Origin of the sequence: Paraflavitalea speifideaquila (genome assembly GCF_032395985.1) — a bacterium.
Classification (GTDB): domain Bacteria; phylum Bacteroidota; class Bacteroidia; order Chitinophagales; family Chitinophagaceae; genus Paraflavitalea; species Paraflavitalea speifideaquila.
The window spans coordinates 3,621,661-3,644,386 of the sequence record NZ_CP135920.1; the positions used below are offsets into that span (position 1 = coordinate 3,621,661).

The 22,726-nt window shown below is 45.9% G+C and carries 33 protein-coding genes and 3 pseudogenes; 29 read left to right on the forward strand and 7 right to left on the reverse strand.

Annotated features, from left to right (window positions below):
• Window positions 1-9 precede the first annotated feature (9 nt).
• Window positions 10-270, forward strand: coding sequence for a hypothetical protein (locus RS881_RS24615; protein ID WP_315823513.1), 261 nt, complete (start codon window positions 10-12; stop codon window positions 268-270).
• Window positions 271-1,389: 1,119 nt separating this feature from the next.
• Here RS881_RS24615 and RS881_RS24620 read toward each other — a convergent pair.
• Together RS881_RS24620 and RS881_RS24625 are read right to left on the reverse strand one after the other, a co-directional pair.
• Window positions 1,390-2,070: pseudogene (locus tag RS881_RS24620) on the reverse strand (alpha/beta hydrolase family protein).
• Window positions 2,071-2,318: 248 nt separating this feature from the next.
• Window positions 2,319-3,218, reverse strand: coding sequence for a linear amide C-N hydrolase (locus RS881_RS24625; protein ID WP_315823514.1), 900 nt, complete (start codon window positions 3,216-3,218; stop codon window positions 2,319-2,321).
• A 35-nt stretch (window positions 3,219-3,253) separates the two neighbouring features.
• Here RS881_RS24625 and RS881_RS24630 point away from each other — a divergent pair, with 35 nt between their 5' ends.
• From RS881_RS24630 to RS881_RS59965, 7 genes and pseudogenes are all read left to right on the forward strand, one after another.
• On the forward strand, window positions 3,254-3,409 hold the full coding sequence (locus RS881_RS24630; protein ID WP_315823515.1) for a hypothetical protein: 156 nt from the start codon (window positions 3,254-3,256) through the stop codon (window positions 3,407-3,409).
• Window positions 3,410-3,466: 57 nt separating this feature from the next.
• Entirely contained in the window at window positions 3,467-3,610 is a 144-nt protein-coding gene (locus tag RS881_RS24635; RefSeq protein ID WP_315823516.1) for a hypothetical protein, read from the forward strand.
• Window positions 3,611-3,708: 98 nt separating this feature from the next.
• Window positions 3,709-4,188 (forward strand): toprim domain-containing protein, encoded by a 480-nt coding sequence (locus RS881_RS24640; protein ID WP_315823517.1) that lies wholly within the window; start codon window positions 3,709-3,711, stop codon window positions 4,186-4,188.
• Window positions 4,185-5,062: pseudogene (locus RS881_RS24645) on the forward strand (DNA topoisomerase). The gene RS881_RS24640 and the pseudogene RS881_RS24645 overlap by 4 nt, the downstream one beginning before the upstream one ends.
• A complete protein-coding gene (locus RS881_RS24650) occupies window positions 4,965-5,396 on the forward strand; it encodes a DNA topoisomerase (protein WP_315824601.1) in 432 nt (143 codons plus the stop codon). The pseudogene RS881_RS24645 and the gene RS881_RS24650 overlap by 98 nt, the downstream one beginning before the upstream one ends.
• Window positions 5,372-5,641 (forward strand): hypothetical protein, encoded by a 270-nt coding sequence (locus RS881_RS24655; protein WP_315823518.1) that lies wholly within the window; start codon window positions 5,372-5,374, stop codon window positions 5,639-5,641. The genes RS881_RS24650 and RS881_RS24655 overlap by 25 nt, the downstream gene beginning before the upstream one ends.
• Window positions 5,642-5,684: 43 nt before the next feature.
• Entirely contained in the window at window positions 5,685-5,810 is a 126-nt protein-coding gene (locus RS881_RS59965; RefSeq protein ID WP_350340246.1) for a hypothetical protein, read from the forward strand.
• Between the two features lie 37 nt (window positions 5,811-5,847).
• Here RS881_RS59965 and RS881_RS24660 read toward each other — a convergent pair whose 3' ends face one another.
• The 3 genes from RS881_RS24660 to RS881_RS24670 all read right to left on the reverse strand — a co-directional run bounded on the left by RS881_RS24660 (window position 5,848) and on the right by RS881_RS24670 (window position 7,746).
• A complete protein-coding gene (locus RS881_RS24660; RefSeq protein ID WP_315823519.1) occupies window positions 5,848-6,495 on the reverse strand; it encodes an MFS transporter in 648 nt (215 codons plus the stop codon).
• A complete protein-coding gene (locus RS881_RS24665; protein ID WP_315823520.1) occupies window positions 6,483-7,070 on the reverse strand; it encodes an MFS transporter in 588 nt (195 codons plus the stop codon). Before RS881_RS24665 ends, RS881_RS24660 begins: the two co-directional genes overlap by 13 nt.
• A gap of 403 nt (window positions 7,071-7,473) precedes the next feature.
• Window positions 7,474-7,746, reverse strand: a complete 273-nt coding sequence (locus RS881_RS24670) for a hypothetical protein (RefSeq protein ID WP_315823521.1) — start codon at window positions 7,744-7,746, stop codon at window positions 7,474-7,476.
• Window positions 7,747-8,173: 427 nt separating this feature from the next.
• Here RS881_RS24670 and RS881_RS24675 point away from each other — a divergent pair, with 427 nt between their 5' ends.
• The 14 genes and pseudogenes from RS881_RS24675 to RS881_RS24740 all read left to right on the forward strand — a co-directional run bounded on the left by RS881_RS24675 (window position 8,174) and on the right by RS881_RS24740 (window position 17,948).
• Entirely contained in the window at window positions 8,174-8,530 is a 357-nt protein-coding gene (locus RS881_RS24675; RefSeq protein WP_315823522.1) for a hypothetical protein, read from the forward strand.
• 103 nt (window positions 8,531-8,633) lie between these two features.
• The gene (locus RS881_RS24680; protein WP_315823523.1) at window positions 8,634-8,864 is read left to right on the forward strand and encodes a hypothetical protein; all 231 of its coding nucleotides are present in this window, start codon (window positions 8,634-8,636) and stop codon (window positions 8,862-8,864) included.
• A 5-nt stretch (window positions 8,865-8,869) separates the two neighbouring features.
• Window positions 8,870-9,259, forward strand: coding sequence for a hypothetical protein (locus RS881_RS24685; protein WP_315823524.1), 390 nt, complete (start codon window positions 8,870-8,872; stop codon window positions 9,257-9,259).
• The gene (locus tag RS881_RS24690; RefSeq protein ID WP_315823525.1) at window positions 9,256-9,555 is read left to right on the forward strand and encodes a winged helix-turn-helix domain-containing protein; all 300 of its coding nucleotides are present in this window, start codon (window positions 9,256-9,258) and stop codon (window positions 9,553-9,555) included. The genes RS881_RS24685 and RS881_RS24690 overlap by 4 nt, the downstream gene beginning before the upstream one ends.
• 170 nt (window positions 9,556-9,725) lie before the next feature.
• Complete coding sequence (locus RS881_RS24695) at window positions 9,726-10,586, forward strand: hypothetical protein (RefSeq protein ID WP_315823526.1); 861 nt, start codon at window positions 9,726-9,728, stop codon at window positions 10,584-10,586.
• Complete coding sequence (locus tag RS881_RS24700) at window positions 10,508-10,870, forward strand: hypothetical protein (protein WP_315823527.1); 363 nt, start codon at window positions 10,508-10,510, stop codon at window positions 10,868-10,870. The genes RS881_RS24695 and RS881_RS24700 overlap by 79 nt, the downstream gene beginning before the upstream one ends.
• A gap of 278 nt (window positions 10,871-11,148) precedes the next feature.
• Window positions 11,149-12,359 (forward strand): annotated as a pseudogene (locus tag RS881_RS24705) (serine hydrolase domain-containing protein).
• A 99-nt stretch (window positions 12,360-12,458) separates the two neighbouring features.
• Window positions 12,459-12,638, forward strand: coding sequence for a hypothetical protein (locus RS881_RS24710; RefSeq protein WP_315823528.1), 180 nt, complete (start codon window positions 12,459-12,461; stop codon window positions 12,636-12,638).
• Between the two features lie 379 nt (window positions 12,639-13,017).
• Window positions 13,018-13,785 (forward strand): TonB-dependent receptor plug domain-containing protein, encoded by a 768-nt coding sequence (locus RS881_RS24715; RefSeq protein WP_315823529.1) that lies wholly within the window; start codon window positions 13,018-13,020, stop codon window positions 13,783-13,785.
• 44 nt (window positions 13,786-13,829) lie between these two features.
• A complete protein-coding gene (locus RS881_RS24720) occupies window positions 13,830-14,474 on the forward strand; it encodes a hypothetical protein (protein ID WP_315823530.1) in 645 nt (214 codons plus the stop codon).
• Window positions 14,413-15,204 carry a SusC/RagA family TonB-linked outer membrane protein gene (locus RS881_RS24725; RefSeq protein ID WP_315823531.1) on the forward strand — a complete coding sequence of 264 codons (792 nt, stop codon included), beginning with the start codon at window positions 14,413-14,415 and terminating at the stop codon, window positions 15,202-15,204. The genes RS881_RS24720 and RS881_RS24725 overlap by 62 nt, the downstream gene beginning before the upstream one ends.
• Before the next feature lie 2 nt (window positions 15,205-15,206).
• Window positions 15,207-16,247, forward strand: coding sequence for a SusC/RagA family TonB-linked outer membrane protein (locus RS881_RS24730; RefSeq protein WP_315823532.1), 1,041 nt, complete (start codon window positions 15,207-15,209; stop codon window positions 16,245-16,247).
• A gap of 22 nt (window positions 16,248-16,269) precedes the next feature.
• Entirely contained in the window at window positions 16,270-17,112 is an 843-nt protein-coding gene (locus tag RS881_RS24735; RefSeq protein WP_315823533.1) for a SusD/RagB family nutrient-binding outer membrane lipoprotein, read from the forward strand.
• 20 nt (window positions 17,113-17,132) lie between these two features.
• Window positions 17,133-17,948 carry a SusD/RagB family nutrient-binding outer membrane lipoprotein gene (locus tag RS881_RS24740; RefSeq protein WP_315823534.1) on the forward strand — a complete coding sequence of 272 codons (816 nt, stop codon included), beginning with the start codon at window positions 17,133-17,135 and terminating at the stop codon, window positions 17,946-17,948.
• 8 nt (window positions 17,949-17,956) lie between these two features.
• On the opposite strand, the gene RS881_RS24745 is transcribed toward RS881_RS24740, so the two are convergent.
• The gene (locus RS881_RS24745) at window positions 17,957-18,328 is read right to left on the reverse strand and encodes a hypothetical protein (protein WP_315823535.1); all 372 of its coding nucleotides are present in this window, start codon (window positions 18,326-18,328) and stop codon (window positions 17,957-17,959) included.
• Between the two features lie 21 nt (window positions 18,329-18,349).
• Between RS881_RS24745 and RS881_RS24750 the strand changes: the two genes are divergently transcribed.
• Both RS881_RS24750 and ytxJ read left to right on the forward strand, forming a co-directional pair.
• Entirely contained in the window at window positions 18,350-18,499 is a 150-nt protein-coding gene (locus RS881_RS24750; RefSeq protein WP_315823536.1) for a hypothetical protein, read from the forward strand.
• Window positions 18,500-18,681: 182 nt separating this feature from the next.
• The gene (ytxJ, locus tag RS881_RS24755) at window positions 18,682-19,020 is read left to right on the forward strand and encodes a bacillithiol system redox-active protein YtxJ (RefSeq protein ID WP_315823537.1); all 339 of its coding nucleotides are present in this window, start codon (window positions 18,682-18,684) and stop codon (window positions 19,018-19,020) included.
• A 10-nt stretch (window positions 19,021-19,030) separates the two neighbouring features.
• On the opposite strand, the gene RS881_RS24760 is transcribed toward ytxJ, so the two are convergent.
• Window positions 19,031-19,336, reverse strand: a complete 306-nt coding sequence (locus RS881_RS24760) for a hypothetical protein (RefSeq protein WP_315823538.1) — start codon at window positions 19,334-19,336, stop codon at window positions 19,031-19,033.
• Window positions 19,337-19,496: 160 nt separating this feature from the next.
• On the opposite strand from RS881_RS24760, the gene RS881_RS24765 reads away from it, so the two are divergent.
• The 5 genes from RS881_RS24765 (at window position 19,497) to RS881_RS24785 (ending at window position 22,685) form a co-directional block, all read left to right on the forward strand.
• Window positions 19,497-20,051, forward strand: coding sequence for a Gfo/Idh/MocA family protein (locus tag RS881_RS24765; RefSeq protein WP_315823539.1), 555 nt, complete (start codon window positions 19,497-19,499; stop codon window positions 20,049-20,051).
• A 64-nt stretch (window positions 20,052-20,115) separates the two neighbouring features.
• Window positions 20,116-20,595, forward strand: coding sequence for a Gfo/Idh/MocA family protein (locus RS881_RS24770; RefSeq protein ID WP_315823540.1), 480 nt, complete (start codon window positions 20,116-20,118; stop codon window positions 20,593-20,595).
• A gap of 521 nt (window positions 20,596-21,116) precedes the next feature.
• Complete coding sequence (locus RS881_RS24775; RefSeq protein ID WP_315823541.1) at window positions 21,117-21,818, forward strand: DUF4934 domain-containing protein; 702 nt, start codon at window positions 21,117-21,119, stop codon at window positions 21,816-21,818.
• A gap of 65 nt (window positions 21,819-21,883) precedes the next feature.
• Complete coding sequence (locus RS881_RS24780) at window positions 21,884-22,255, forward strand: hypothetical protein (protein WP_315823542.1); 372 nt, start codon at window positions 21,884-21,886, stop codon at window positions 22,253-22,255.
• Between the two features lie 19 nt (window positions 22,256-22,274).
• Window positions 22,275-22,685, forward strand: coding sequence for a DUF1573 domain-containing protein (locus RS881_RS24785; RefSeq protein ID WP_315823543.1), 411 nt, complete (start codon window positions 22,275-22,277; stop codon window positions 22,683-22,685).
• The last annotated feature ends 41 nt before the right edge of the window (window positions 22,686-22,726 follow it).

The following is a 22,726-nucleotide window of genomic DNA, read 5'->3' on the forward strand; positions in this document are numbered from 1 at the left end:
AAACATGGAATGTTTTTTTCAGCCAGCCAGCAAATCTGTGTAGCGCTGCCAAGGATGAAAGGGCTATTGGCCACCGCTCCCCAGGTCATGTTGTTACAAAACACGTTGGAACCGATGAGAATGTTCCTGCTGGCTGGCGTAAAGCCGCTGTTCGCATCGAAAAATACATTGTCTGCCGAAGATGGTACAATGCTGGGAATAGCTCCGCCGCTGCTGTCCAGCCGCCAGTGGTTCAGATCACTCCAGCTACCGCCACCGCCTACCCAATAGTAGTCCGCCGCATAAAGTTGTCCCGTAAATAGTACCGCCAGAATAAGTAAAATTCTTTTCATGGGGATGATTAATGAATGATGGTTAATTGATATTAGAATTATTCAAAATAAATTGAAGGTATGGCCGGGGAGAGAGACCATTTGTACAATAAATTGAAAATGTTTGTAGTAATATTTGTACAACCGTGTTCAAAGAACCGGATATATGTCATGCACCGGGACAGAACAACAGAAAAAGCCCCGCTCCAATGAGCAGGGCTTTGTATGCGTATAGTAAGATAAGCGGTATATTTTACCTTCCGGACACCCGCAGGCCTCCGTGCAAGCCCGCGTGCCCGCAACAATGCTGCCGGTTGCCGGCCTGGCACTGATTGTAAAAATCCAACAACCAAATCCTGGACCCAACGCTTTCCGTTTGCTAACGTGCTGCTCTTTGATTGGTAGTCGACGTTCACCATAACCATTGATCACACGTATCAGAAAATTCCCCAGTGGCAATAGCCCTCAGTTGATGGATGAAAACAACCAGTCAACCGCTGATCCCTATAACTTAACAGCGAAAGCCAAATCCTGGAAGTTCGAAGCGAACGGCTCATAGCTCAAAGCTCGTGGCTCGTAGCTTGTATTCCATTCAACAAGTGTTGCACAACACTTCTTCATCATCATCAACCATGCTTAGGGGCCCCGTCCACATGATCGATTGCTTTGGTAACTGTTCACTACAAACATACGACTTGCAGATACCCGTTTCCAATACCCCATTGCCGGTTTATGTCGTTTCGGCTATAAATTGACTACAATGACGTCGTTTTATAGCAGAAACGACCAAAAAAAGCCGAAACGACAGGTTGAATTTGGAAATGGCCTGGCCAGTGTCGTACGTTTGCCCTGATGTGTTACTGAAAAGAAAGGATAAAGACGGGAAGCAAAGCACAGAAAACAACAGTAAAGCATATACAAAGCCGGAGTAATCAATATTCAGTAATCAATAACCTCTACCCCTTCAGTATAGCTACAGTATACCTTCAGTATGCCTTCTGTATGGATAGAGTATGCTGATAGCAACAAACGACAAAACAGCCACTTATTGTAGAAAATGGGCGGGAAAAGTGCTGTCTTAAAAGATCCAAAGGTATTCCACCTTACTACTGCACAACCGATAACACCCATTGTACCGTGGCCTCAGTAAGCAAGGCCATCGTATCCGTTTTGCCGGCCTTGAAAGAGTGATCCGCACCCTCCAGTTTAACCAGTCTGGCTTTTTCAGCGATTTACACACACCCGACACCAGGTCCCAGGTAGCCAGCGCGTCTTTCGAGCCTTGTAGAAAAAGCATCCGTACTTTTATTGCCTTCAGGTGTTCCGCCCGGTCAATACCAGGTTTGCCGGCAGGGTGCAAAGGGAATCCGTAAAAGATAAGCCCTTTTACGGATTCAGGTTTATTCGCAGCGATGTATTGAGAGGTCATGCGGCCACCAAAGGATTTACCACCAACAAACAGGGGTAGAGCCGGAAATAACACTTGCGCCTTTTGATAGCCGATTCAATCGTTTGGTGTGCCACAGCGGGTGTATCAGGTCTTCCTTTTTGTTTTCGGCAAAGGGAAGTTGAATCGCAAAGTGGCCATCCCTGCCTGCTTCAGCACCGTGGCCAGTTGCACCATGAAAGGATGATCCATGCCGGCTCCCGCACCATGAGCCAGCGTAAGGATCCCAATGGGTTTAGCCGGCGCCATTACAATGGCAGATACCTTCCCCATGGCAGGAGAAACCGTGAGTTTGATAGTCCTGGTGCTCATTGCATTATTCTTTTGCCCAAAAGTAGACCATCTACTGTAACGGGTATTCGTCCAGGTTATTGCGTTTAACACCCTGATACAGATTTCCTCCTAATGCAAAAGACAGAGGTGTTTTTCAATAGACCGTACCCTGTTACTGGCAACGTATTTCGCGGAAGTAAGCCGCTGCCTTATCGACAGAGGCTTGCGACACATTGATCTGGCTGCTGCTTTCGCGTGCCGACCGGACAATAAGCGCTCTGTTCTTTTCAAAGCTGAGGCGTAAAGAGTTTAGCCATATTCCCTTTTTGTACTGCCTCCAGGGGCAAGGCAGGCAGCGTATTACTGCAGGTAAAATCAATATCCCGGAAAGCGATCTGCTTACGCTGCGGTTGCCGGTCAGTGATACAATACACCTGCAGGTTCGTAATATCGTACACAATACTCCATTTGGTATAACCTGGTTGCGCTATTTTATTCAGGATATGAAAGCCATAGTCCACCGGGTCCTGGTTATTGGGAGCTGCCTGGTATTGGCTGATCATGTTGCAGGCCGTAGCGAAACGCTCAACCGAATTATCGAACCCTGTGGTTGATTTCGTTCCTTTTACCTGCTTCACGGCATCACTATAAACCGTATTGGTCAATACCGGGTACCTGAGGTCTTTGCCCCGGTGCACCACCATTTTACCGTTGAGGAATTCAATCGTAGCCGCCTGGCCACGGGCATCCGCTACCAGGTAATGCAGTGGCGCAGCATCTGCCCGGTTGATGCGTAGTTTTATGTCCGTACCAACCACTTCATCTATATTGGAACAGTTGTCGAGCTGGTATTGTATCCACTGTAGTTCATTCAGGGCCGCACGGCTGTCCGTCTCAGGATAACTTGTTGCGTTGAGCCACATCAGTTCCACCACCAGCCCCTTTTCATTCATGCCCCCATGCGGGAACTCTTTGCCAAACTGGTTAAAGGTGATACTGCCATAAGTAGCTACCCAGGATAGCGTTTTACTTTCTTCCTGTTGAAAGGAGGTTTTAGCCGTACCTTTTGCATTGATCATCATCATGCCATTGCCGCTTACCCAATCGTAATTGCGACCAAAAATATGCCGGCCATCCTTGCTTAGTAAAAAAGGTAGAACAAGCAAAGGAAGAGCCCCTAAAGGCAATCAGTAACAGTAACAGGAATAGATAAGCTTGCTTCATGCAACAATTTACCCTTTTGAATAACAACCCCCAAACCGGTGAAAGCGGGAAAGCGCCATTAGTCAATAATATTTCTACCCACCTGCCACTGCAGGTTGTTAAAAACAACTACTGGTACCGTAATTACAACCAACAGTGGCTGCATTTATACTAAGGATGGCAATGAACCATTATATCTTTACTGTATCAATAAAAACAAAATATAGTGCGTATGGATACTAATTTGATTGGCAGCAAAATTGCCCGGGCGCGGAAGCAGGTCAGTATTTCACAGGCACAACTGGCGCAACGTTTATTTGCTACCTATGTGGTAGAAAAAGGAAAGCCCCTGATCGTACTGGCTCCTGGTAAGTAATAAAGACTATAGAACCAGCAACCTGCTTCCTCCCAAAAAATACGAACTTTGCCCTCTTTTATAGGACTATGAAGGTTTGCATTGCTGAAAAGCCCAGCGTGGCCAGGGATATTGCCGCCATTATCGGGGCCAAAGAACGGAAGGAGGGATACCTCGAAGGAAATGGGTACCAGGTGACCTGGACCTTTGGGCATTTCTGTACCCTAAAGGAACCGCATGACTATACCGACCAATGGAAATACTGGCGGCTGGAAGACCTGCCCATGATACCTGCCAGCTTTGGCATCAAGCTCATCGACAACGAAGGTGCCCAAAAACAATTTAAAGTAATAGAGCAACTGGTAAAGCAATGCGATGAGGTGATCAACTGTGGCGATGCCGGCCAGGAAGGCGAACTGATACAACGTTGGGTATTGCTTAAAGCCCAATGTACCGTGCCCGTGAAAAGATTATGGATATCCTCCCTTACAGAAGATGCTATTCGTGAAGGGTTCCAAAGACTAAAAATGCCGATCAGTACGACAACCTCTATGCAGCAGGCAGCGCCCGCGCCATTGGCGACTGGCTGCTGGGCATGAATGCCACCCGGTTATTTACTAAAAAGTTTGCCCAGGGCGGCAAAACAGTACTCTCCATTGGAAGAGTGCAAACCCCCACACTGGCTATGATCGTAGCCAGGCAAAAGGAGATCAATGCCTTTGTATCAGAAGAGTACTGGGAATTAAAAACAGTATACCGCGAAACCGAATTTACAGCCACCATCGACCGGATCAAAGTGCTGGACAGGGCCCAAAAAGGCTTGGCCTACCTGTTGGAACATCCTTTTGAGATCACCTCCTTTGAGAAAAAGAAGGAAAAGAAGGCAATCCCCGCTTGTTCGACCTTACGGCACTACAGGTAGAGGCCAATAAAAAATTTGCCTACAGTGCCGATGATACATTGAAATATATCCAGAACCTGTATGAAAAGAAGCTCGTGACCTATCCAAGGGTAGATACCACCTACCTATCGGAAGACCTGCACCCCAAGATTGCCACCATTATGCAGGATCTGACACCCTATGCCACATTCACCGCGCCAATATTGGCCAACCCGATCCCGAAACTGAAGACAGTGTTCGATGACAAAAAAGTAACAGATCACCATGCCATCATTCCTACAGGAGTGTATCCTTCCGGACTAGGGCCAGAGGAAAAACGTATTTATGACCTGGTGGCCAGGCGATTCATTGCTGCTTTTTATCCAGAGTGTAAGATCTCCAATACCACAGTGCTGGGTAAAGTAGGGCAGGTGCCCTTTAAAGTAACAGGGAAACAAATATTGGAGCCCGGCTGGAAAGAAGTATATGCCAATGATGCGACCGCTAAAAAGAAGGGGAGGAGGAAGAAAAATACTGCCTGTATTTGTAGCAGGAGAGAGCGGCCCGCATACCCCCAGAATACACCAAGGTAAAACCTCCCCTCCCAAAGCTTTTACCGAAGCTACCTTGTTGCGTGCAATGGAAACAGCCGGCAAACAAGTGGATGATGAAGAAATGCGGGAACTGCTGAAAGACAATGGTATTGGCCGGCCTTCCACACGTGCCAATATTATTGAGACCTTGTTTCGCCGCAAGTACATCGAAAAACGGAAGAAGAACATCTTTGCCACACAAACAGGTATTGACCTGATCGATACGATCCAAAATGAACTATTGAAAAGCCCGGAGCTGACAGGAATTTGGGAACGCAAATTACGCCTCATTGAAAAGGGGAATATGCGATGGAAACCTTCAAGCAAGAGTTGATCCAGATGGTGATAGACCTGACTACTGAGGTTAAAACGGCCACCTATAAAGTAATAACTGTGGCCCCCGATGAACCAGCCCCCACTGCAAAAGAACAGGAAGAGAAACCTAAAAAGAAGCAAAACCCAGGGAACCTAAAAAGCAGTAGTAATAGAAGAACAGCAATGCCCAAAATGCAAGGCATATCCACTGAAGAAGGGCAATACAGCCTATGGATGCGCCAACTTCAAGGTCTGTGGTTTTAAACTACCCTTTGAGGTATTTGGGAAAAAGTTATCAGATAAACAACTGGCCGACTTATTGGTCAAGGGGAAAACGGGCAAAATGAAGGGCTGGAAACTGTCCGGTACCGGCGCAGAGGTAGAAGGCAGGCTCGTACTGAATGCTGCTTTTGACCTGGAAATAACTCCCTGATAAAAATGCCGCCCGGCAACCGGACGGCATCCCTGCACTACGAAGCCACTGCTACTTGTGGTACTTCCTCGATCGTTGGCACCTCTTGATCTGCCTCCACAACTTCTGGTTGCACTACGGCCACCGCCTTTTTCTTCCCTACCACCACAAAAGTGAGCCCAAAGGTGATAGCGAGCAGGGCCGTACTGATCCATACTACTTCCTGTACACCGTAAGCTGTAATGATAAAACCTCCCAGCAGCGTACCCAGCGTTACACCCCCATTTCCAAAAGAAACCATGAGGCTGGCCGCCAGCTCAGGCGCTTCCAGTGCTACCGAGGTGGAACGGGTTTGCCCAATCAGGAAACCACCCGTATGGATGAATCCCCAAATAGAGATAATAATGGCCATGGGCACAAACAAGCCACCAAATGTATAGGCCGCAAAGTGGATCAATATAAGCGACAGCAGGAATATCCGGGTAGTAAGCAATACATTTTTACTAAGCGCTATTCCCGTCAGCCAGTTACCAACAATACCTGTTCCACCAAACAACAACAGCATCAGGCTGATCTGACCGCCGCTCATGTGCGAGATCTTTTCCAGGTACTCGGCCAGGTAGCCATAGGAGGCGAACATACCGGCAATCATGATAAGGGTAGCTACCAGGTTTACCCACAATTGTCCTTTACCTAAAATGACCAACTGACTTTTAGTAGATGTTTTTCGGTAACCGGCATCGAAGGGACCAGGAAGGCCAATGCCGCAAAAGCGATCAGGTTAATGATTCCGGCCAGCAGAAAGGAGGCCTGCCAGTTAAAAAGTTCGGCCACATAGGTCGTGATGGGTACGCCCAATACCGTAGCGATGCTCAACCCACCCAACACAACGGATACCGCTTTGGGTGCATCCTTGGGCGCTACCTGTTTACTGGCTGCTACTGTGGCTACTGCCCAAAATACCGGATGAAGGAAAGCTGGTAAAATACGGGCCACCAGCAGCATGGCAAAACTGGTTGAAAAGGCCGAAAGCAGGTTGGACAGTACAAAAATGCCCAATACAAGACACATGATCACCTTTCTGTTGATCTTAGCAGTGAGCAGGGTGGTGAATGGCCCCGATAAAGCGATCGTAAGCGCAAAGCCGCTCAATAGCCAACCCGCCGTATCAATAGAAATATTAAACTCCCTGGCAATGGTAGGTAGTATTCCAATAACGCCAAATTCTGTAGTAATAATGCCAAAGGCGCCCAGCGCCATAATGTAAATAGATCTTTTCATAAAAGAGATAGCAGAATGGTTCTATAAAATAAATTAAGGGTCGCAACAATACACCTGCACCGCAGGGATCATCGAATTGCTTTGTAATACAGGCAATAAGATCGTTGGGAAGGAGAAGTAATATTAATCCATATTACATCCGCCAGTCGTAAAGCACCATAGCCGGTCAGCTTTGTGAACTGTAGTGCAAACTTACATAGAAACATCGAAATGTATCAATATGTTTTAGTCGTTACTGTTTTCTTTTAACAAATCCATAATACAAGAGGGTGTATTCTCAAAAGTACGATACACCCTCTTTTTATTCGGGTCCCTGCCCGGGACTGGAGGCCGTTTAAGCGATTCCCAAGCCCTGATTTTATTTTCGATACTTCCTCATACAGCAATAGGAGGGAGGGCAGGGTTAATATCGCCCCCTGATGATAATAGTACCGTTGTGCTTCCCACGGGCGCCCACCCGCACCACATCGTGGCCAATCTGTGGTTTGGTGATGTCAAAAGTGCCTCCTGGCTTGATGATCTTTTCACCCGTAACCGGGCTCCAGTGTTCGTGCCCTGATAGGTAGTCAACATAGAATTTAGCATCTTCGTCGCTCACATTGGTAGCACTGATGCCAGGCGAGTCTTTCAGGTCAAGTATGGCTGTCTCCTCGTTCCTTAGTTCAAAAGTTTTCATGTTAATGAGTTTATGATGAAGAAATAGGAATAGCACCTTTAGGTTGATCTATCCATTAACCAGAAAGGCTTTGTAAAAGTATTTTGCAAAAGCAGGCATTGGCCGCCGGAAGGCATTAGCGATTACTTTAAGGGAACAAGCGGTTGTTTTGCTGCTATTAGGCAAAAATAAATTTTACGTATCTTAACGTCAAACTAACCGCATGAAGTTCCCTTCTACACTTAGCGCCCACTGGGCCTGGTGGCAAAGAATAGCATTCCGCTTCTTCTTTCTGTTCTACTGTATCTTCCTGAGTCCCTCTTTTCCATATCCCACCCAATAGCTCTATACACAACTGGAATATGTCATTCCCGCAGCACAACGTCGCTCCGCCGTCTCTAAAACGGTACCCATTCCTACGGGCATCTATGATGTAGTAAGGCAAACAATGCAGGGAGATACGATCGATATCAGTAAGCCCGATTCTTTATACTGGCAGAATATAGAATTTGAAAAGACAGACGATGGCAGTATCAAGACAACCGATAAGCGTTTCCGCCAGCGATACGGTCGTGGCTACTTTAACGCCAGGTTTGACAGCACTACACAAGTAATATCTTTAAGGCGGACCTCCTCAGATGCTACTTTCCTTGCACGATTTAATTATCATATCAAAGACAGTGTATGGGTAGAACTCACCAGTTTTCCGGATAAGGACTCAATGTACCTGCTACTGCGCAGGAGACCAGCGCCCTTTCCCTTGTCGGAGCGGCCCTTTCATTGGGTGAGTGAGACCAACCGGTAGTTCCCTTACTATGCAGGGGTATTGGGTATCCCAGGGAAAAATTATACCGGCTCTTGCCCGAATCCCGTTTTTGTATTAGCTTTGAAATACAAAGTACTTTCACATGAAGGAAAACCAGCATTATATAGAGGATATAGCCGAGATGCGCTCCATGATGGAACGCTCCTCCAAATTCCTGTATCTATCCGGCTTATCGGGTGTTATGGCGGGTATTTATGCGCTGGCGGGCGCCTTTATGGCCTATCAGTTCTTTTCTTTTAACCCCGGTCAAATAGCTCCGGGAACAGTTTCTCCAGGTAATATACCTGCCGACCTGCTAAAAGTGCTTTTTTAGCCATTTTGGTGCTGGTGCTGGCCATTGGTACTTCCATCTTCCTTTCAGTCCGGAAGGCGCATACACGTGGAGAAAAGTTATGGAACTCGACCGCTAAGCGGCTCCTGCTCAACATGGCAGTACCGCTTGTGACCGGCGGGCTGCTGCTGCTGATTTTTATCGCCCGGGGAATGACAGGCTTCCTGGCACCCTTTACCCTAATATTCTATGGATTGGCCCTGTACAATGCCAGTAAGTTTACTTATGAGGAAGTGAGAAGCCTGGGGCTAATCGAAATAGGACTAGGGCTGTTGGGCACCTGCTTTGTTGGGTATGGATTGTTGTGCTGGGCCCTAGGTTTTGGACTGGTCCATATCATTTACGGAATTTATATGCATTACCGGTACGAAAGATGAGCATGTTAATAGACGGTTTACACAAGGCATTTGAACGCAGGATCAGGCTTGGCATTATGTCAATACTGGCGGTTAATGATACACTCGATTTTAATGCCTTGAAAGATTATTTTGAAATAACCGACGGCAACCTGGCCAGTCACCTCAAAGCGCTTGAGCAGGAGAATTTTATTGGCGTTAAAAAGTCATTCATTGGCAAGAAACCCAATACCAAATATTTCATGACAAAACCAGGCAGGAAGGCCTTCAATGACCACCTGAAGGCAATGGAGAAACTAATTAAATCACAGAAATAGCAATGATTACAACTGCAATAGAAACAAAGAAAGGGGCAAACTGCACAATTAGCTGCATTCTTTGTTTTGCCCTGCAGCAAAAGCCTATATTTTTTACCTATACACTTTGAAACACAAAGTTCTTTTAAATAATTAACCGTGCGTTTCACCAGGCAATAAAACCCAACAACATGAGAGAAACCATCATCAGGTACATCAACGATCCGAAGGAACTCGAAAAGCTGTACAGAACCAATAAAGCGCAGTTTAAGCGGGAGTTCAGGGCCTTGTATCCCGGCTTTCAGGGTTCTTTGCTCGCCGAATACTGGAACGAAAGGCTCAGCCATTCAGGCAATGAGATCGCCTGGGGTACAAGGAGGGACTTGTTATTTGTGATCATTGCTTCACTCATTGCGGGTTTACTAGCCAAACTGCCGGCCATATTACCTGTTAACGAGGAATTCTATTATACCAGGAATGCCGGTTTTATCCTTTTTCCGGCATTGACAGCCTATTTTACCTGGAAGAATAAATTATCTACCGGTAAGATCGCGATGGTTGCCCTAATCCTACTCGCAGCTATTATTTTTATCAACTCACTTCCCCATAACACCCAAAGCGATACCCTGCAATTATCGTGCATCCATTTGGTCATCGTGTTGTGGGCAGTAACAGGGTTTACTTTTGTAAACCATCAATACAATAAAATAGAACAACGGCTCAGTTATTTGGGATATAATGGCGACCTGGTTGTGATGACAACGCTCATCGTGATAGCTGGCGGGATTCTAAGCGGTATGACAATTGGCCTGTTCTCCCTAATCGGCTTTCAGATTGAAAAGTTCTACTTTGAAAACATCGTATTATTCGGGCTGCCCTTTGTCCCCATCATAGGTACTTACCTGATCCAAACCAATCCACAGTTGGTAGGCAGGGTGTCGCCGGTGATCGCTAAAATATTCAGCCCCTGGTATTGGTCATGCTGGTCACTTACCTCATCGCCATCATCTATTCGGGCAAAAACCCCTACAACGACCGGGAGTTCCTGCTGATCTTTAATGCCTTATTAATTGGCGTAATGGCCCTCATTTTCTTTTCCGTTGCTGGATCTTCCAGGGTTACTAAAAGTCAGGGTGAGATATGGGTACTGTCACTACTGTCAATAGTAACCATCGTTGTGAACAGTATCGCGGTATCTGCCATTCTATTCCGGATCTCTGCATGGGGTATAACACCCAACAGAGCCGCCGTGCTGGGCAGTAATGTACTGATATTAATCAACCTTTTATTGGTAACAACACAACTTTTCAAGGTGCTTACCAAAAGACTGAAATAACCGGCGTAAGAAAGGCCATCTCACGCTTCCTGCCCGTCTACTGCCTGTGGGCTGCTATCGTAACCTTTTTATTTCCCTTCCTGTTTGGATTCAAATAAGGTTTAGCCCTGGAAACCGGTTTTATTACATCATTCCCATCATACAACTTGATATATGAAAAATAAGACACTCCTCACATTGTTAATGACATTCACCTTGTTGAACACAGGCTATACACAACAGGTTGACAAAGTCAGGCTCGATTCTTTTTTTGACCGGCTCGCTGAAAAGAAAAAGCGATGGGCAGTGTGGCCATCGCCCGCGATGGTAAGCTGCTTTACAACCGCGCCATCGGCTACAGCCAGATCAACGGAACAGCAACCCAACCATTGACTGTATCCAGTAAATTCCGGATCGGTTCGATCACCAAAATGTTCACCGCCGTAATGATCCTGCAATTGGTAGAGGAAGGCCAATTAAAACTGACCGATAAGCTCGCCCAATTCCTACCACAGATCCCCAACGCTGAAAGGATCACCATCGGGCAGATCCTGGCCATCGCAGCGGTATCCATGATGCCCTATTGGATAAGAATTTGCGGTCTGCACCTTCCACAACTGCCATTACAAAGGAAGAAATGTTGGCCACTATCGCCAGGGGTACACCAGATTTTGAACCGGATACCAAACATGCTTACAGCAATGCAGGCTATCATTTGTTGGGGTTTATCCTCGAAAAGGTAACCGGCAAGTCCTATAGTGAGTTGCTCAAAGAAAAGATCACTGCTAAGTTGGGCCTGCAAGACACCTATAGCGCAACAGCCAATATTGAGGTAAGTAAAAACGAAAGCCTTACCTACTTCAATGTGGGTGGAGAATGGAAACAAGGAAACGAAACACATCCAACATTACTCTACAGTGCAGGTTCGATCGTTTCAACACCAAACGATATGGCGATGTTCATCCAGGCACTGTTTGACCTGAAATTAATTGATCAAGAGAGTCTCCAACATATGAAAACCATGAAGGAAGGGGAGGGAATAGGTATGGAACCCTTTACGTTTGCCGGCAAAACCTTTTATGGACACACCGGCGGGGTTGACAATTACGGCGCATGGCTGGCGTACCTGCCGGAAGAAAAGCTGGCGGTGGCTTACACCACCAATGCAAAAGTGTATCCTGTAGTCAACATCCTTCGCGGTATTGTTGATATTTACTATAACCTGCCATTTCAGATTCCCACTTTCGCAACCATTGAGGTAAGTCCTGAGATATTAGACAAATACGTAGGTGTATATGCAAATCCCGGGGCGCCCGTAAAATTTACGATCAGCAGAAAAGGGACTACCCTGTACGTGCAGCCAGGCAATGAATCTCCTGCAGCGCTGGAAGCAATAGCACAAGATAAATTTCAGATTGAAGGTGCCGTGGTCATCGAATTTGACCCAGCCCAAAAACAAATGACCCTAAAAAGGAGGGGAGGGGAGCGGGTTTTCACAAAAGACAATTGATCATTATACAAGCAAACTGGTTATGCAACAACAAATGGGCAGTAATACCGCCACCAGCACTAACCTGCGGCAATTCCTTTGCCGGATACCCCCTTTATCATGGTATTAACCATGGGCACCTCTGCAATAGCCCAGGACAAAACAGCCGAGGTAGACAGGCTCTTAAGCTGGACCACCGCAGATATGCCCGGCTGCGTATGTGCAGTGGCGCAAAACAAACAGGTAATTATGAACCGGGTATTAACTGTACGCCTGGAACATTCACCCGAAAGACCTTAAATGAAAACACCTACGGCCGGTAACATTCACTGGGCATAAAGAAGCCAAAAATGCTACTTACAGGGAAGAACAAACGTTAGTTGGGATCAGATCAAGATCAGTTTACTTGCCCGGCTATTTCCTGGTTTCCAATGCCCAGGGGGAATTCAGGCCGTCATAGGCGTATTATTTAACATATATTCCTGTTCGCAATACTTGCCAACTTTTAGCTCCAACACTATCGTTTTTTTATCAACTATTACTGCCTGCTCAAAAGTAAGTTAGTAAAACTTCCTAATTTTTTTATGTTTGCGCAAGAAGAAAATCATTCTTTTCTTGATAAAAGATTCTATATTTCCACTGTAATAATTTAGTAACAGTTCTCCAAACCAAAACGCACATGAGAAAAAAACTGCTTAGTTTTTTACTGGCCATGCTATGCTTTGCAATGGTTGGTAAATCACAAGTCCTTACCATCTCAGGTAAGATTCAAGACGAAAAAGGAGCACCCATTCCTTTTGTCTCTGTTGTCATCAAAGGAAAAAGAACAACAGGTACTTCTTCAGATCAACAAGGTAACTTTAAAATCACAGCCTCGAAAGGCGATGTCCTGTTAGTAACCGGCGTGGGCTATGCTCCCAAGGAGGTAGCAGTAGGTAACAATTCTTCAGTAGAAGTAATGCTGTATGCTGTTAAAGACAATTTATCGGAAGTAGTAGTAACGGCAATGGGTATCAGACGTACGGAAAGGGCCTTGGGATATGGCGTATCCAAAGTTGACCCCGCTACCATGTTACAGAAGTCCGAGCCGAATGTATTAAATACCCTGGCTGGTAAGGTACCGGGTGTGGACATACGGGCGGGACAGGGTGCACCGGGTGCAGCATCCCGCATCCAAATAAGAGGTGTGGCTTCTTTCAGTGGCGGTGACCCGCTGATTGTAGTCGATGGAGTTCCGTACAGCAATTCCATCGTTAGTACTTCTAACTCATTTACTGGTGGCGGCACCTACGGTTCCGGTATCAATAATATTGACCCCAATGATATTGAATCGGTAAATGTATTGAAAGGTGCTGCAGCAGCCTCTTTGTACGGCTCACGGGCTGCCAATGGAGTATTGCTGATCACCACTAAATCGGGCAACCCTAAAAAGGGGCCAAATCCCTGAACGTAACTTACAGGGCTGGATTCAGTGTTGAGCAGGTAGCTGACATGCCTGAATTCCAGAATAAATACGGTGCAGGCGCCAACTTCAGAGCACAAGGTTCTAATGGATCCTGGGGAGCCCGGTTTGGAAAAGGTGTTATCTATGATGCAGGTGGTAATGTAATTGGCACTTCGGCCTCAGGCATCGATTCCATTCCAGCTACAACCTGGGCTACCATGTTTGCTTCTTATCCAGAACTCTTCCCCAACGGAAAAGCAGCTTATAAGGCCTATCCCAATAACGTGAAAGACCTGTTCACTACCGGCAACCTGATGGAACACTCTGTTGGTCTTAATGGCGGTGAGGGAAAATCGCTTTTCAGCGTTACCCTGTCGCATCTTGACCAAAGTGGCTACATCACCAACTCCAGCTACCGGAAAAGCAATGTGAGTGTGGGTGGTCAGACCTCCGTAGGTAAATTGACCATTGGCGGTAACGTTTCTTACGCCCGTTCTAAACAAGTAGGCGGTTACATTGGTCAGGCACAAAGCTTCATCTCACAGTGGGGCCGTACCTATACCATGGCCAGGAACTGGGATATTGCCGGTTTCCCATCAGAAAACAGGGCGGGAGACCAGATTGGCTTTAATGACGGTCAATACACCAATCCTGTATGGGGGAGCCTACCACAATACGATCACCACGTTTGATGACCGTACGGTGGCGAATATTCGGGCCTCTTACAAATTCAACAACTGGGTAAGGGTCGACTTCAATGGCGGTATTAATAGTTATGGGCTTTTCAGGGATCAGATCATTGATAAGTCTTCTTATGGAGGAGCTGATAATCCTGCAGGTAACCTTACCGAGGTAGAGTACAGGCAACAAGAGATCAATGGTAAAATACTGGCTGTTTTCACCCCTAAAATAAACAAGGACTGGAGCCTGGATGTAAACTTGGGTGTTGATGTAAATGAAAGGAATACCCGCAACCAGGTGCAGTATGGTGCCGACTTTGTGGTAAGGGGTTTGTATAACCTTAGAAATACCCGTCGCCAAAGATTTGATGGTGATAGTAGAAGCAAAAGAAGGCTGGTAGGTCTCTTTGGAGATGCCTCCATCGGGTATAAAAACTTTGCTTTCCTTACTGTGACAGCAAGGGAAGACCTCACTTCTACGCTTCCTTATGCGGAAGCACAATATTTCTATCCTGGCATTTCTACATCGATTGTTTGGTCGGATGCGCTTAACCTTAAATCCAGCTGGCTCGATTATGGTAAGATCCGTGCAGGTTTTGCCAGGGTAGGTAAAGACGCAGATCCACACAATACCGAAGCTATTTTCGCGCTGAACGCTGCGGGTTTTGCTGGTCAGCCGCTTGCCACAAGAGGTGGTACCGTCTTCGATCCGAAACTTACCCCGAATTCACCACAGAATTAGAGTTGGGTACCGATATGCGTTTCTTTAATCAACGAATTGGCCTGGAGGTAACCTGGTACGATAAAAAGTCTACCGGCCTGATCTATCCAATCACGCTTCCACAAACAACCGGTTACGGTAGTTTCTATACCAACCTTGGCGAGATCCGCAATACAGGTTGGGAAATAGCCCTGGATGTAACCCCGGTGCGTAGCAAAGACCTGCAATGGAATGTCCGTGGTATTTTCACCAAGAATACGAATACCGTAGAGAAACTGATTGAAGGACTCACCCGGAGTCAGTTAGGAGGTTTTAACTGGATAGAAGCCGGGAAACCTTATGGCTTTTTGAGAGGAAGCTATTCTGCCCGTTCGGATGATGGACAATTGCTGATCCATCCTATTTCAGGTATGCCTTTAAGTGACCCAACTGATGGTATGGTGGGTGATCCTAATGCAGACTTCAAAATGGGTGTCACCAATACGCTTACTTACAAAGGATTTACTTTGAATGTATTGGTTGATGCAACCGTAGGTGGTGATTTTTATTCTGAAACCATCAATGGTATGTTGGGTAGAGGTGTGACCAGAGATACTGAAAACCGGGAGAAAAATGCGGTGATCACTGGTATTTATGCCAACCCGAACACCGTTACCGGTGCAGATGGCCTGCAACACTATGTACCCATGCTGATAGGTGGCAAAACAGTGCCCAACCAAACCAGGGTGACTACGAATGACCTGTTTTTCACAGCAGGTACTGGACAAAGCTTCGCTACAAATGGTGCATTTGAATATTCGGTATTCGACGGTACCGTGTACAGGTTAAGAGAAATAAGCCTGGGTTATACCTTGCCCCAAAGCCTGGTAAGCAAACTTAAGTTAACGAATGTTACGCTATCAGTGAATGGCCGCAACCTTTGGTATGTTGCGCCCAATGTACCTAAGTATACAAATTTCGACCCCGATATGAACTCGGTAGTAGGAGGTGGTACACAAGGCGTTGAAACCGGTGGCGCGCCTAGCTCCAAACGGTTTGGTATTAACTTAAACGTAACCTTCTAACATCACCAGAAAATTGTCAATAATGAACAGGAAATATTTTATACACTCTTTTACAGCCTTATCACTCCTTCTGGCTACGGGAAGCGGCTGTAAAAAGTTCCTTGATGTAAATAAGAACCTCAATGACCCAACGCCCACCTCTGTACAAATGTCGATGGTATTGAGTGCGGCTGAGCGGAATATTGCCAACAACATTTCGTTAGGTTCTACCTTGGGTAATAGCCTGTCACTCTACACACACCAACTTACAGGCCGTATTGGAGCCGACAGATATGGAGCTGGCGAAGCTGGGTGGAATGGCTTATATGGCGCCATTTCCAACCTGAATGTGATCATTAAACGGGGCGCTATTGAAAACCGTTTTGTGTATGTAGGTATTGCCAAGATCCTGAAGGCATATACAGTGAGTATGATGGTCGATGTATGGGGCGATATTCCTTTTTCGGAATATGACCGGTTTGAGGAAGGCATTATGCAACCAAAATTCGACAAAGGGTCTGATATTTATCCACAGCTTTTAAAGTTGTTGGATGAGGGTATTGCCGATATCAATAATCCGACTGTGAACCCTTCCAAGCCAGCAAGTGATGATTTTATCTATAAAGGGAATACTGCCAATTGGATCAAAGCGGCCAATACCATCAAACTTAAACTGTATACTCAGGTAAGGCTGGTACAGGATGTAAAAACGCAGGTAACAGCATTGCTGGCAGCGCCCAATTCGCTGATCAATACGCAAGGCGAGAGTTTTATGATGCCCTATGGCCCTCTTGGCACTACAGATGATAGGCACCCGCTTACGGCGATTATACCGCTACTCAACGTGGTGGACAGCTTTTCAGCCCCTGGTTGTACGAGATCATGAAAGGAAGAAATCCGGATATCTTGAACGGACTTTCAGATCCACGGATCCCTTATTACATCTATAACCAGAAATCACCATTAGGCGGCTCCAACCCAACACCTGAAAATTGTACTGAGTTTCGTGACGGGGGCTTTATTACCATCATCTTTGGCTCTGCGGGACCTTGCCGTGATGGGTCTAACAGCCAAACATATTCACTCATGGGTATATATCCAGCTGGCGGCCGTTATGATGATGGCGCAGCTAAGAGTATCAACTCCCTTGGAGTAGCGAATGCAGGAACGGGTGCCCGTCCTCATGAATTTATAACTTATACTGACCGCTTATACCTGGAAGCAGAATTGATCCTGGCCGGCCTCGCGCCTGGTGATGCACGGGCGGTATTCAGCAAGGCCTTGGATGAGTCGTTTGGCCAGGTGGATAATATCATTGCCAATTATGTGAAACCTGGTTCTGCCGGCGCTCCACAAACAGTTCCGGTGATCGCCTCACAAGCTGCTACCACCACTTACAAAGCAGGTGTATTGACAGCTTATGATGCTGGTAGTAATGCCAAGAAAATGGAGTATGTGATAACCGAGAAATGGATCAACCGGATTGAAAACCCATTGGATAACTATACTGACTATAGGAGAACCAAATTCCCCGTATTGTTTGCACCTGCCCCGGAAGGTTCAGTTACCAGTGTAACAGGGCCGGATGGAAAGATCACGCCAGTAAACAATGACCGTAAGTATCCCTGGTCCATTCCCTTTAGCTTAGCAGAGATTGGGTTGAACAAAAACGCACCGCCCCAAAAGGCGCCTGAAAATTATAAAGTATTCTGGCAGCCTTAATCGTTTTATCATTTATTAAAATGCAGATCATGAAACTTCGGAAAATAAGCATATTCAAAACTATTGCCTTCGCTACAGTTATAACCTTCACCGCCTGTTCTAAGGATGATGGCGCGATCCCTAAAAACGTCGCGATAGAAGATGTACCTGTGATAAGCACCAATATGGAAGCGGGCAGTGCAAATTCTATTACGTTTAGTAATCTTGCCGGATTCCAGGGTAATTTTAAAGTGTGGATGTATTTTGCCGGTGCCACCCCCCACCAAAATTGATGTGGTGGCCAGAAAAAGGAATGGCACTACAGGAAGTGTAAAGGTGTTTAAAGCAGATGTTACAACCTTACCAGTCAATATAACGCTCACTGCGGCAGAGCTGGCCACCTTTTTGGCGCTCCGCTGGCTTTGAAAGACACCTTTGAATTTGCCCCGGATATCTATGTGGGCTCCAAGAAATATGAAACCTGGCCAGCCGTTGGCGCAGGCAATGGTTCTGGTGTGACAGGTATGTCGTCAATTGGGTTTGGTGAGTTTGTGCGCTACATTGTAAAATAAACAGCACTACCGCCATTCGTTCAATTGAACCTATAATTCTAAGGGCGTGTATCAGTGGTTGATACACGCCCTTTCTTTAGTTAATTCTACCTCAACGACTTAGGCGTTTTAAATAGGCCCTTTCACAGAGATACCTTGGACGCAATAGACCAGTTATGGGTATAATTGCGTACTTTTGCAGGATGAATAATTGGAAATCTGTTACAGAACAGGAAGACTTTTATACGCTACTGGAAAACTCGACCGATAAGCCCCAGATCATCTTTAAGGACAGTACCACCTGCGGCATCAGTGCCCATGCCAAACACAAGCTACAAACCGGCTTTAATGTAATTGAAGGAAAAGCCGATTTTCACTATCTGGACCTCCTTACTTACCGCCCTATCTCCAACCTGGTAGCAGAGGAGCTTAAGGTTACGCACCAATCGCCTCAGATCATATTGATCAAAGACAAACAAGTGGTATATACTACTTCGCACAATGCTATTGACCCGATGGTGATTGCCCGCCACTTGTCGTAACGCTTGGTTACTACTTATTAGATCCTATTTTCTTTGCCGTCACCACACGGCCGGCATCATCAGTCAAGGTGAATGCTGTTACCATCTCTCCCTCTTTATCCAACACAGTAAATTGATAGGTAGCTTCCCGGGCATAGTTAAACTGCAATTCTAATAAATATAGGCCGTTGCTGCTGTACAATCGATAGGTACCCACCTTATCCATCGTTGGGCTGCGCCAGGAAAAAGCAGGCCCTGTTTCATCCTTCCGGAATTCTATTGTTTCACCCGCCTGTGGCGTGCTGAACTTTCCCGATAAATGTAAATTAGACACCATTTCAGGTTCGTTATCAATTAATTGGTAAATCAGCCCAAGGCAAGCTACAGTAAAAGACGGTAACCGTGCTACCTATTGCTGGTCCTACCGCTAAAATAAATTAAATTTAGGGATATTGGCTCAAGGCCGATAGATCGTTCAACACTCAAAAACCATGACCATGTTATCCCAATCACGCAGAGATGCCCTCAAAAAAATAGTGGCCGGCAGCGGCCTTGTGCTTTATCACCCCATTCCTTATTCGCTACATCCCGCAAGAAAAAAAGACCGCCTGGGTGTAGCGCTGGTAGGGCTTGGTTATTATAGTACGGACCTGTTGGCGCCTGCCTTACAGCAAACCAGGCATTGTTACCTCGCGGGTATTGTTACCGGCACACCTGCCAAGGCTGAAGCCTGGAAAAAGAAATACCATATTCCCGATAAGAATATTTATAACTACCAAACATTCGACAGCATTGCCAATAACCCCGATATTGATGTGGTATACGTGGTATTACCGCCTTCCATGCATAAGGAATACACCATCCGGGCGGCCAATGCAGGCAAACATGTGTGGTGCGAAAAGCCCATGGCCATGACAGAAAAGGAATGCCAGGAAATGATCGATGCCTGTAAAAGAACAAGCGCACACTCGCCATTGGTTATCGCCTGCAGCATGAGCCCAATACACAGGAATGGCGGCGCATCGTACAACAGCAGTTGCTGGGTAAGGTAAAGCAGGTAAACTGTGCTGCCGGCTACCGGGATAACCGGACGGACCACTGGAAACAGAAAAAGAAATGGGTGGTGGCGTATTGTACGATATGGGTGTTTATTCCATTCAGGGCGCACGCCTGGGTACAGGTATGGAACCTGTGGCCATTGTATCAGCCACCACTTCTACCACCCGTCCGGAAATATATAAGAATGGCCTTGACGAAACCATCGTAGCCAGGCTCGAATTTCCAGGGGGTGTAGTGGCGGATATCAAAACCAGTTTTGGAGAAAATATCAATTTCATCGATATCATTTGCGAAAAGGGTACTATTGAAGTGAATCCCTATTCAGCCTATAATGGGCAAAAGGGGAGCAGCCCATTAGGCGCCTTTGACCATACCTACCAGGTACCCTGGCAACAGACCAGGCAAATGGATGATGACGCCCTGGCCATTATGCAGGGAAAACCGCTGATAGCACCCGGCGAAGAGGGACTGCGCGATATCCGTATCGTGGAGGCCATCTACAGGTCGGCTGCCAGTCAGCAACGGGTGAAGTTATAGGGTACAGTCCAACGATTGTAAGAGCAGCCAGGTAAAATAAACTGCCTACATAACCATTGCCGTATTATGCATTATGGTTTAAAAAATATAACCTATCCGAAACTCGGTTACAGGTAATTGTTTATATTCAATATGCAATTGTCATACTTAAAAAAATTAAACACATGAGAAAAACCTTATCCGGCTGGCGACTGCCGGCTTCATTGTCGCTGCGCTTTTGATTACGCTTTCTTCGGACTCGAAGGGAAACTTCAATTTACTTAAAGAGGCCAATGCTGCTGAAGCTACTGGGTGGAGGGAATACAAAGGCCTTTGTGACGACGGTACAACAGAAATTACAGTTTGTGGCGTAGGTAATGGCGCCTGTGCACCCGCTGGAATTTGCCCCTAACTGTCGCTTTCAACTTACCAGGGTATTGTATCAGGGATATAATACCCTTTTTCTTTCTACCGGAAGGCCTTAAATACATAGGGTCTGTATATTTAACTGCTTATTTCAAGTAAAACAAATGAATCAAAGAATGCCGCTGCTAATCTTTATTGGGTTAGTGGTGCTTGTATTAATGTCCTGTAACCAGGCACGAAAAGGGTATATTGGAGCGGATATTCCTGTGGTGATCAATTTGAGCACTGAAATAAAACATGCTTCCCTCGCCACTTATATCGATAGTGTGCGCCTTGTGCCTCTTGAGGTGAATGACAATGCTATTATTTCCAGCCCTTCGGGGATCCACAAGATCCTTTATAAGGAAAACAAATACTTCCTGCTAGATGATAAATACATGGCCATTAAAGTATTTGACTCAACAGGAAAATACTTGTATAATATGGGCAGCCTGGGCGTAGGCAAAGGGCAGTTTTCCCGTGTGGAAGACATGGAGTATAATCCAGTGCACCATTCCATCCTGGTATTGTGCAATAATCCCTGCAAGATGATAGAGTTTTCTTTGAATGGGGTCCTGCTAAGAGAAGTCAGGCTGGAGTTTTGGGCGACCTCTTTTGCCATTGCTTCTTCCAATGCCTGGATCTTTTACGTTAATCAAAATAACAGTAAGGTCTCTGAGGATAAAAACATGATCCTGTCCGATTCAAATGGAATCGTTCAAGACCTGCTATTTGATCTACCCCCAATATCAGCAGTACCATCAAATTCAGTGGCGGGCTCTTTACTACGGGCGGCAGTATTTATTTCAACCCCGCATTGTCAGGCACTTATTATTTGATGGAGAACGACACAGCAAAGCCAGTATTTAGCATAAATTATGGGGCCAAAAACGTTCCCTCCAATTTGAAGCAGGAGGAGTTTTTTAAGCATTTAACCAACTATGGTTTCCAATATCCAGCCTTTGTAAAATACAATAACTATATAGGGTTTAATTACATGAATAACGGCAGAGCGACGGCTTTCTATCATATACCATCGGGCAAAACCCTGGTAACCGATATAAAGACCGATAGCCTGAATATCATCTTTTCACACCTGGTGTACGAGTGTAATGGTAAATTGATCATGGCAGCAGACCTGAATAAAATAGCCCCCTTTTTACAAAGAAATGCACAGTTGGTGGAAAGCAGGTTTCCGGCCTTGCATAACCAGCTGAGCAGTCTTGACTCCTTTAAAAATACTGCTTTATTGACCTTTACCTTGAAGGAAATGTAAGTATCCTAAATCCTTGTATATGAAATACGTTTGGTTGCTCACAGCGATTGCGCTCTTTGTTATTTCCATAGTAGTATACTATAGAAAAAGAAATACAGCCCCAGAGGCATCTGGTAATACGCCAATGACAACTGTAAAATTTTCAACAACACTGATAGACGTAGGGGAGATCAAATTGAATGTCCCCATTGAGGTTAGCTATACAATTTATAATACGGGCCAGCATGCATTGTACATTCAGCGGGCAGTGCCAGACTGTCATTGTACAGTGGCCGATTACTCATCCAATCCAATAAGGCCCAATGACTCCTCCATCATAAAACTAAAATTTGATGCTTCCCGGCCCGGCGCCTTTCAATCCTCGGCCGTTATAACGACCAATTCTCCCACTTCGCCCGTACTGCTGGTCTTAAGAGGCAATACCAGGTAATATGATCGATTTAGTAAGGATTACCATGGGATTTCCCTAAC

What these genes read in the sequence shown, in the direction of transcription:
- RS881_RS24615 (WP_315823513.1), top strand. Translation starts at nt 10, where the DNA reads ATGTTTTTTTCAGCCAGCCAGCAAATCTGTGTAGCGCTGCCAAGGATG.
- RS881_RS24630 (WP_315823515.1), top strand. Translation starts at nt 3,254, where the DNA reads ATGCAACAATTTACCCTTTTGAATAACAACCCCCAAACCGGTGAAAGC.
- RS881_RS24635 (WP_315823516.1), top strand. Translation starts at nt 3,467, where the DNA reads ATGGATACTAATTTGATTGGCAGCAAAATTGCCCGGGCGCGGAAGCAG.
- RS881_RS24650 (WP_315824601.1), top strand. Translation starts at nt 4,965, where the DNA reads ATGCGACCGCTAAAAAGAAGGGGAGGAGGAAGAAAAATACTGCCTGTA.
- RS881_RS24655 (WP_315823518.1), top strand. Translation starts at nt 5,372, where the DNA reads ATGGAAACCTTCAAGCAAGAGTTGATCCAGATGGTGATAGACCTGACT.
- RS881_RS24665 (WP_315823520.1), bottom strand. Translation starts at nt 7,070, where the DNA reads ATGAAAAGATCTATTTACATTATGGCGCTGGGCGCCTTTGGCATTATT.
- RS881_RS24670 (WP_315823521.1), bottom strand. Translation starts at nt 7,746, where the DNA reads ATGAAAACTTTTGAACTAAGGAACGAGGAGACAGCCATACTTGACCTG.
- RS881_RS24675 (WP_315823522.1), top strand. Translation starts at nt 8,174, where the DNA reads ATGCAGGGAGATACGATCGATATCAGTAAGCCCGATTCTTTATACTGG.
- RS881_RS24680 (WP_315823523.1), top strand. Translation starts at nt 8,634, where the DNA reads ATGAAGGAAAACCAGCATTATATAGAGGATATAGCCGAGATGCGCTCC.
- RS881_RS24690 (WP_315823525.1), top strand. Translation starts at nt 9,256, where the DNA reads ATGAGCATGTTAATAGACGGTTTACACAAGGCATTTGAACGCAGGATC.
- RS881_RS24695 (WP_315823526.1), top strand. Translation starts at nt 9,726, where the DNA reads ATGAGAGAAACCATCATCAGGTACATCAACGATCCGAAGGAACTCGAA.
- RS881_RS24710 (WP_315823528.1), top strand. Translation starts at nt 12,459, where the DNA reads ATGGTATTAACCATGGGCACCTCTGCAATAGCCCAGGACAAAACAGCC.
- RS881_RS24715 (WP_315823529.1), top strand. Translation starts at nt 13,018, where the DNA reads ATGAGAAAAAAACTGCTTAGTTTTTTACTGGCCATGCTATGCTTTGCA.
- RS881_RS24720 (WP_315823530.1), top strand. Translation starts at nt 13,830, where the DNA reads ATGCCTGAATTCCAGAATAAATACGGTGCAGGCGCCAACTTCAGAGCA.
- RS881_RS24725 (WP_315823531.1), top strand. Translation starts at nt 14,413, where the DNA reads ATGACGGTCAATACACCAATCCTGTATGGGGGAGCCTACCACAATACG.
- RS881_RS24735 (WP_315823533.1), top strand. Translation starts at nt 16,270, where the DNA reads ATGAACAGGAAATATTTTATACACTCTTTTACAGCCTTATCACTCCTT.
- ytxJ (WP_315823537.1), top strand. Translation starts at nt 18,682, where the DNA reads ATGAATAATTGGAAATCTGTTACAGAACAGGAAGACTTTTATACGCTA.
- RS881_RS24760 (WP_315823538.1), bottom strand. Translation starts at nt 19,336, where the DNA reads ATGGTGTCTAATTTACATTTATCGGGAAAGTTCAGCACGCCACAGGCG.
- RS881_RS24765 (WP_315823539.1), top strand. Translation starts at nt 19,497, where the DNA reads ATGTTATCCCAATCACGCAGAGATGCCCTCAAAAAAATAGTGGCCGGC.
- RS881_RS24770 (WP_315823540.1), top strand. Translation starts at nt 20,116, where the DNA reads ATGGGTGGTGGCGTATTGTACGATATGGGTGTTTATTCCATTCAGGGC.
- RS881_RS24775 (WP_315823541.1), top strand. Translation starts at nt 21,117, where the DNA reads ATGCCGCTGCTAATCTTTATTGGGTTAGTGGTGCTTGTATTAATGTCC.
- RS881_RS24785 (WP_315823543.1), top strand. Translation starts at nt 22,275, where the DNA reads ATGAAATACGTTTGGTTGCTCACAGCGATTGCGCTCTTTGTTATTTCC.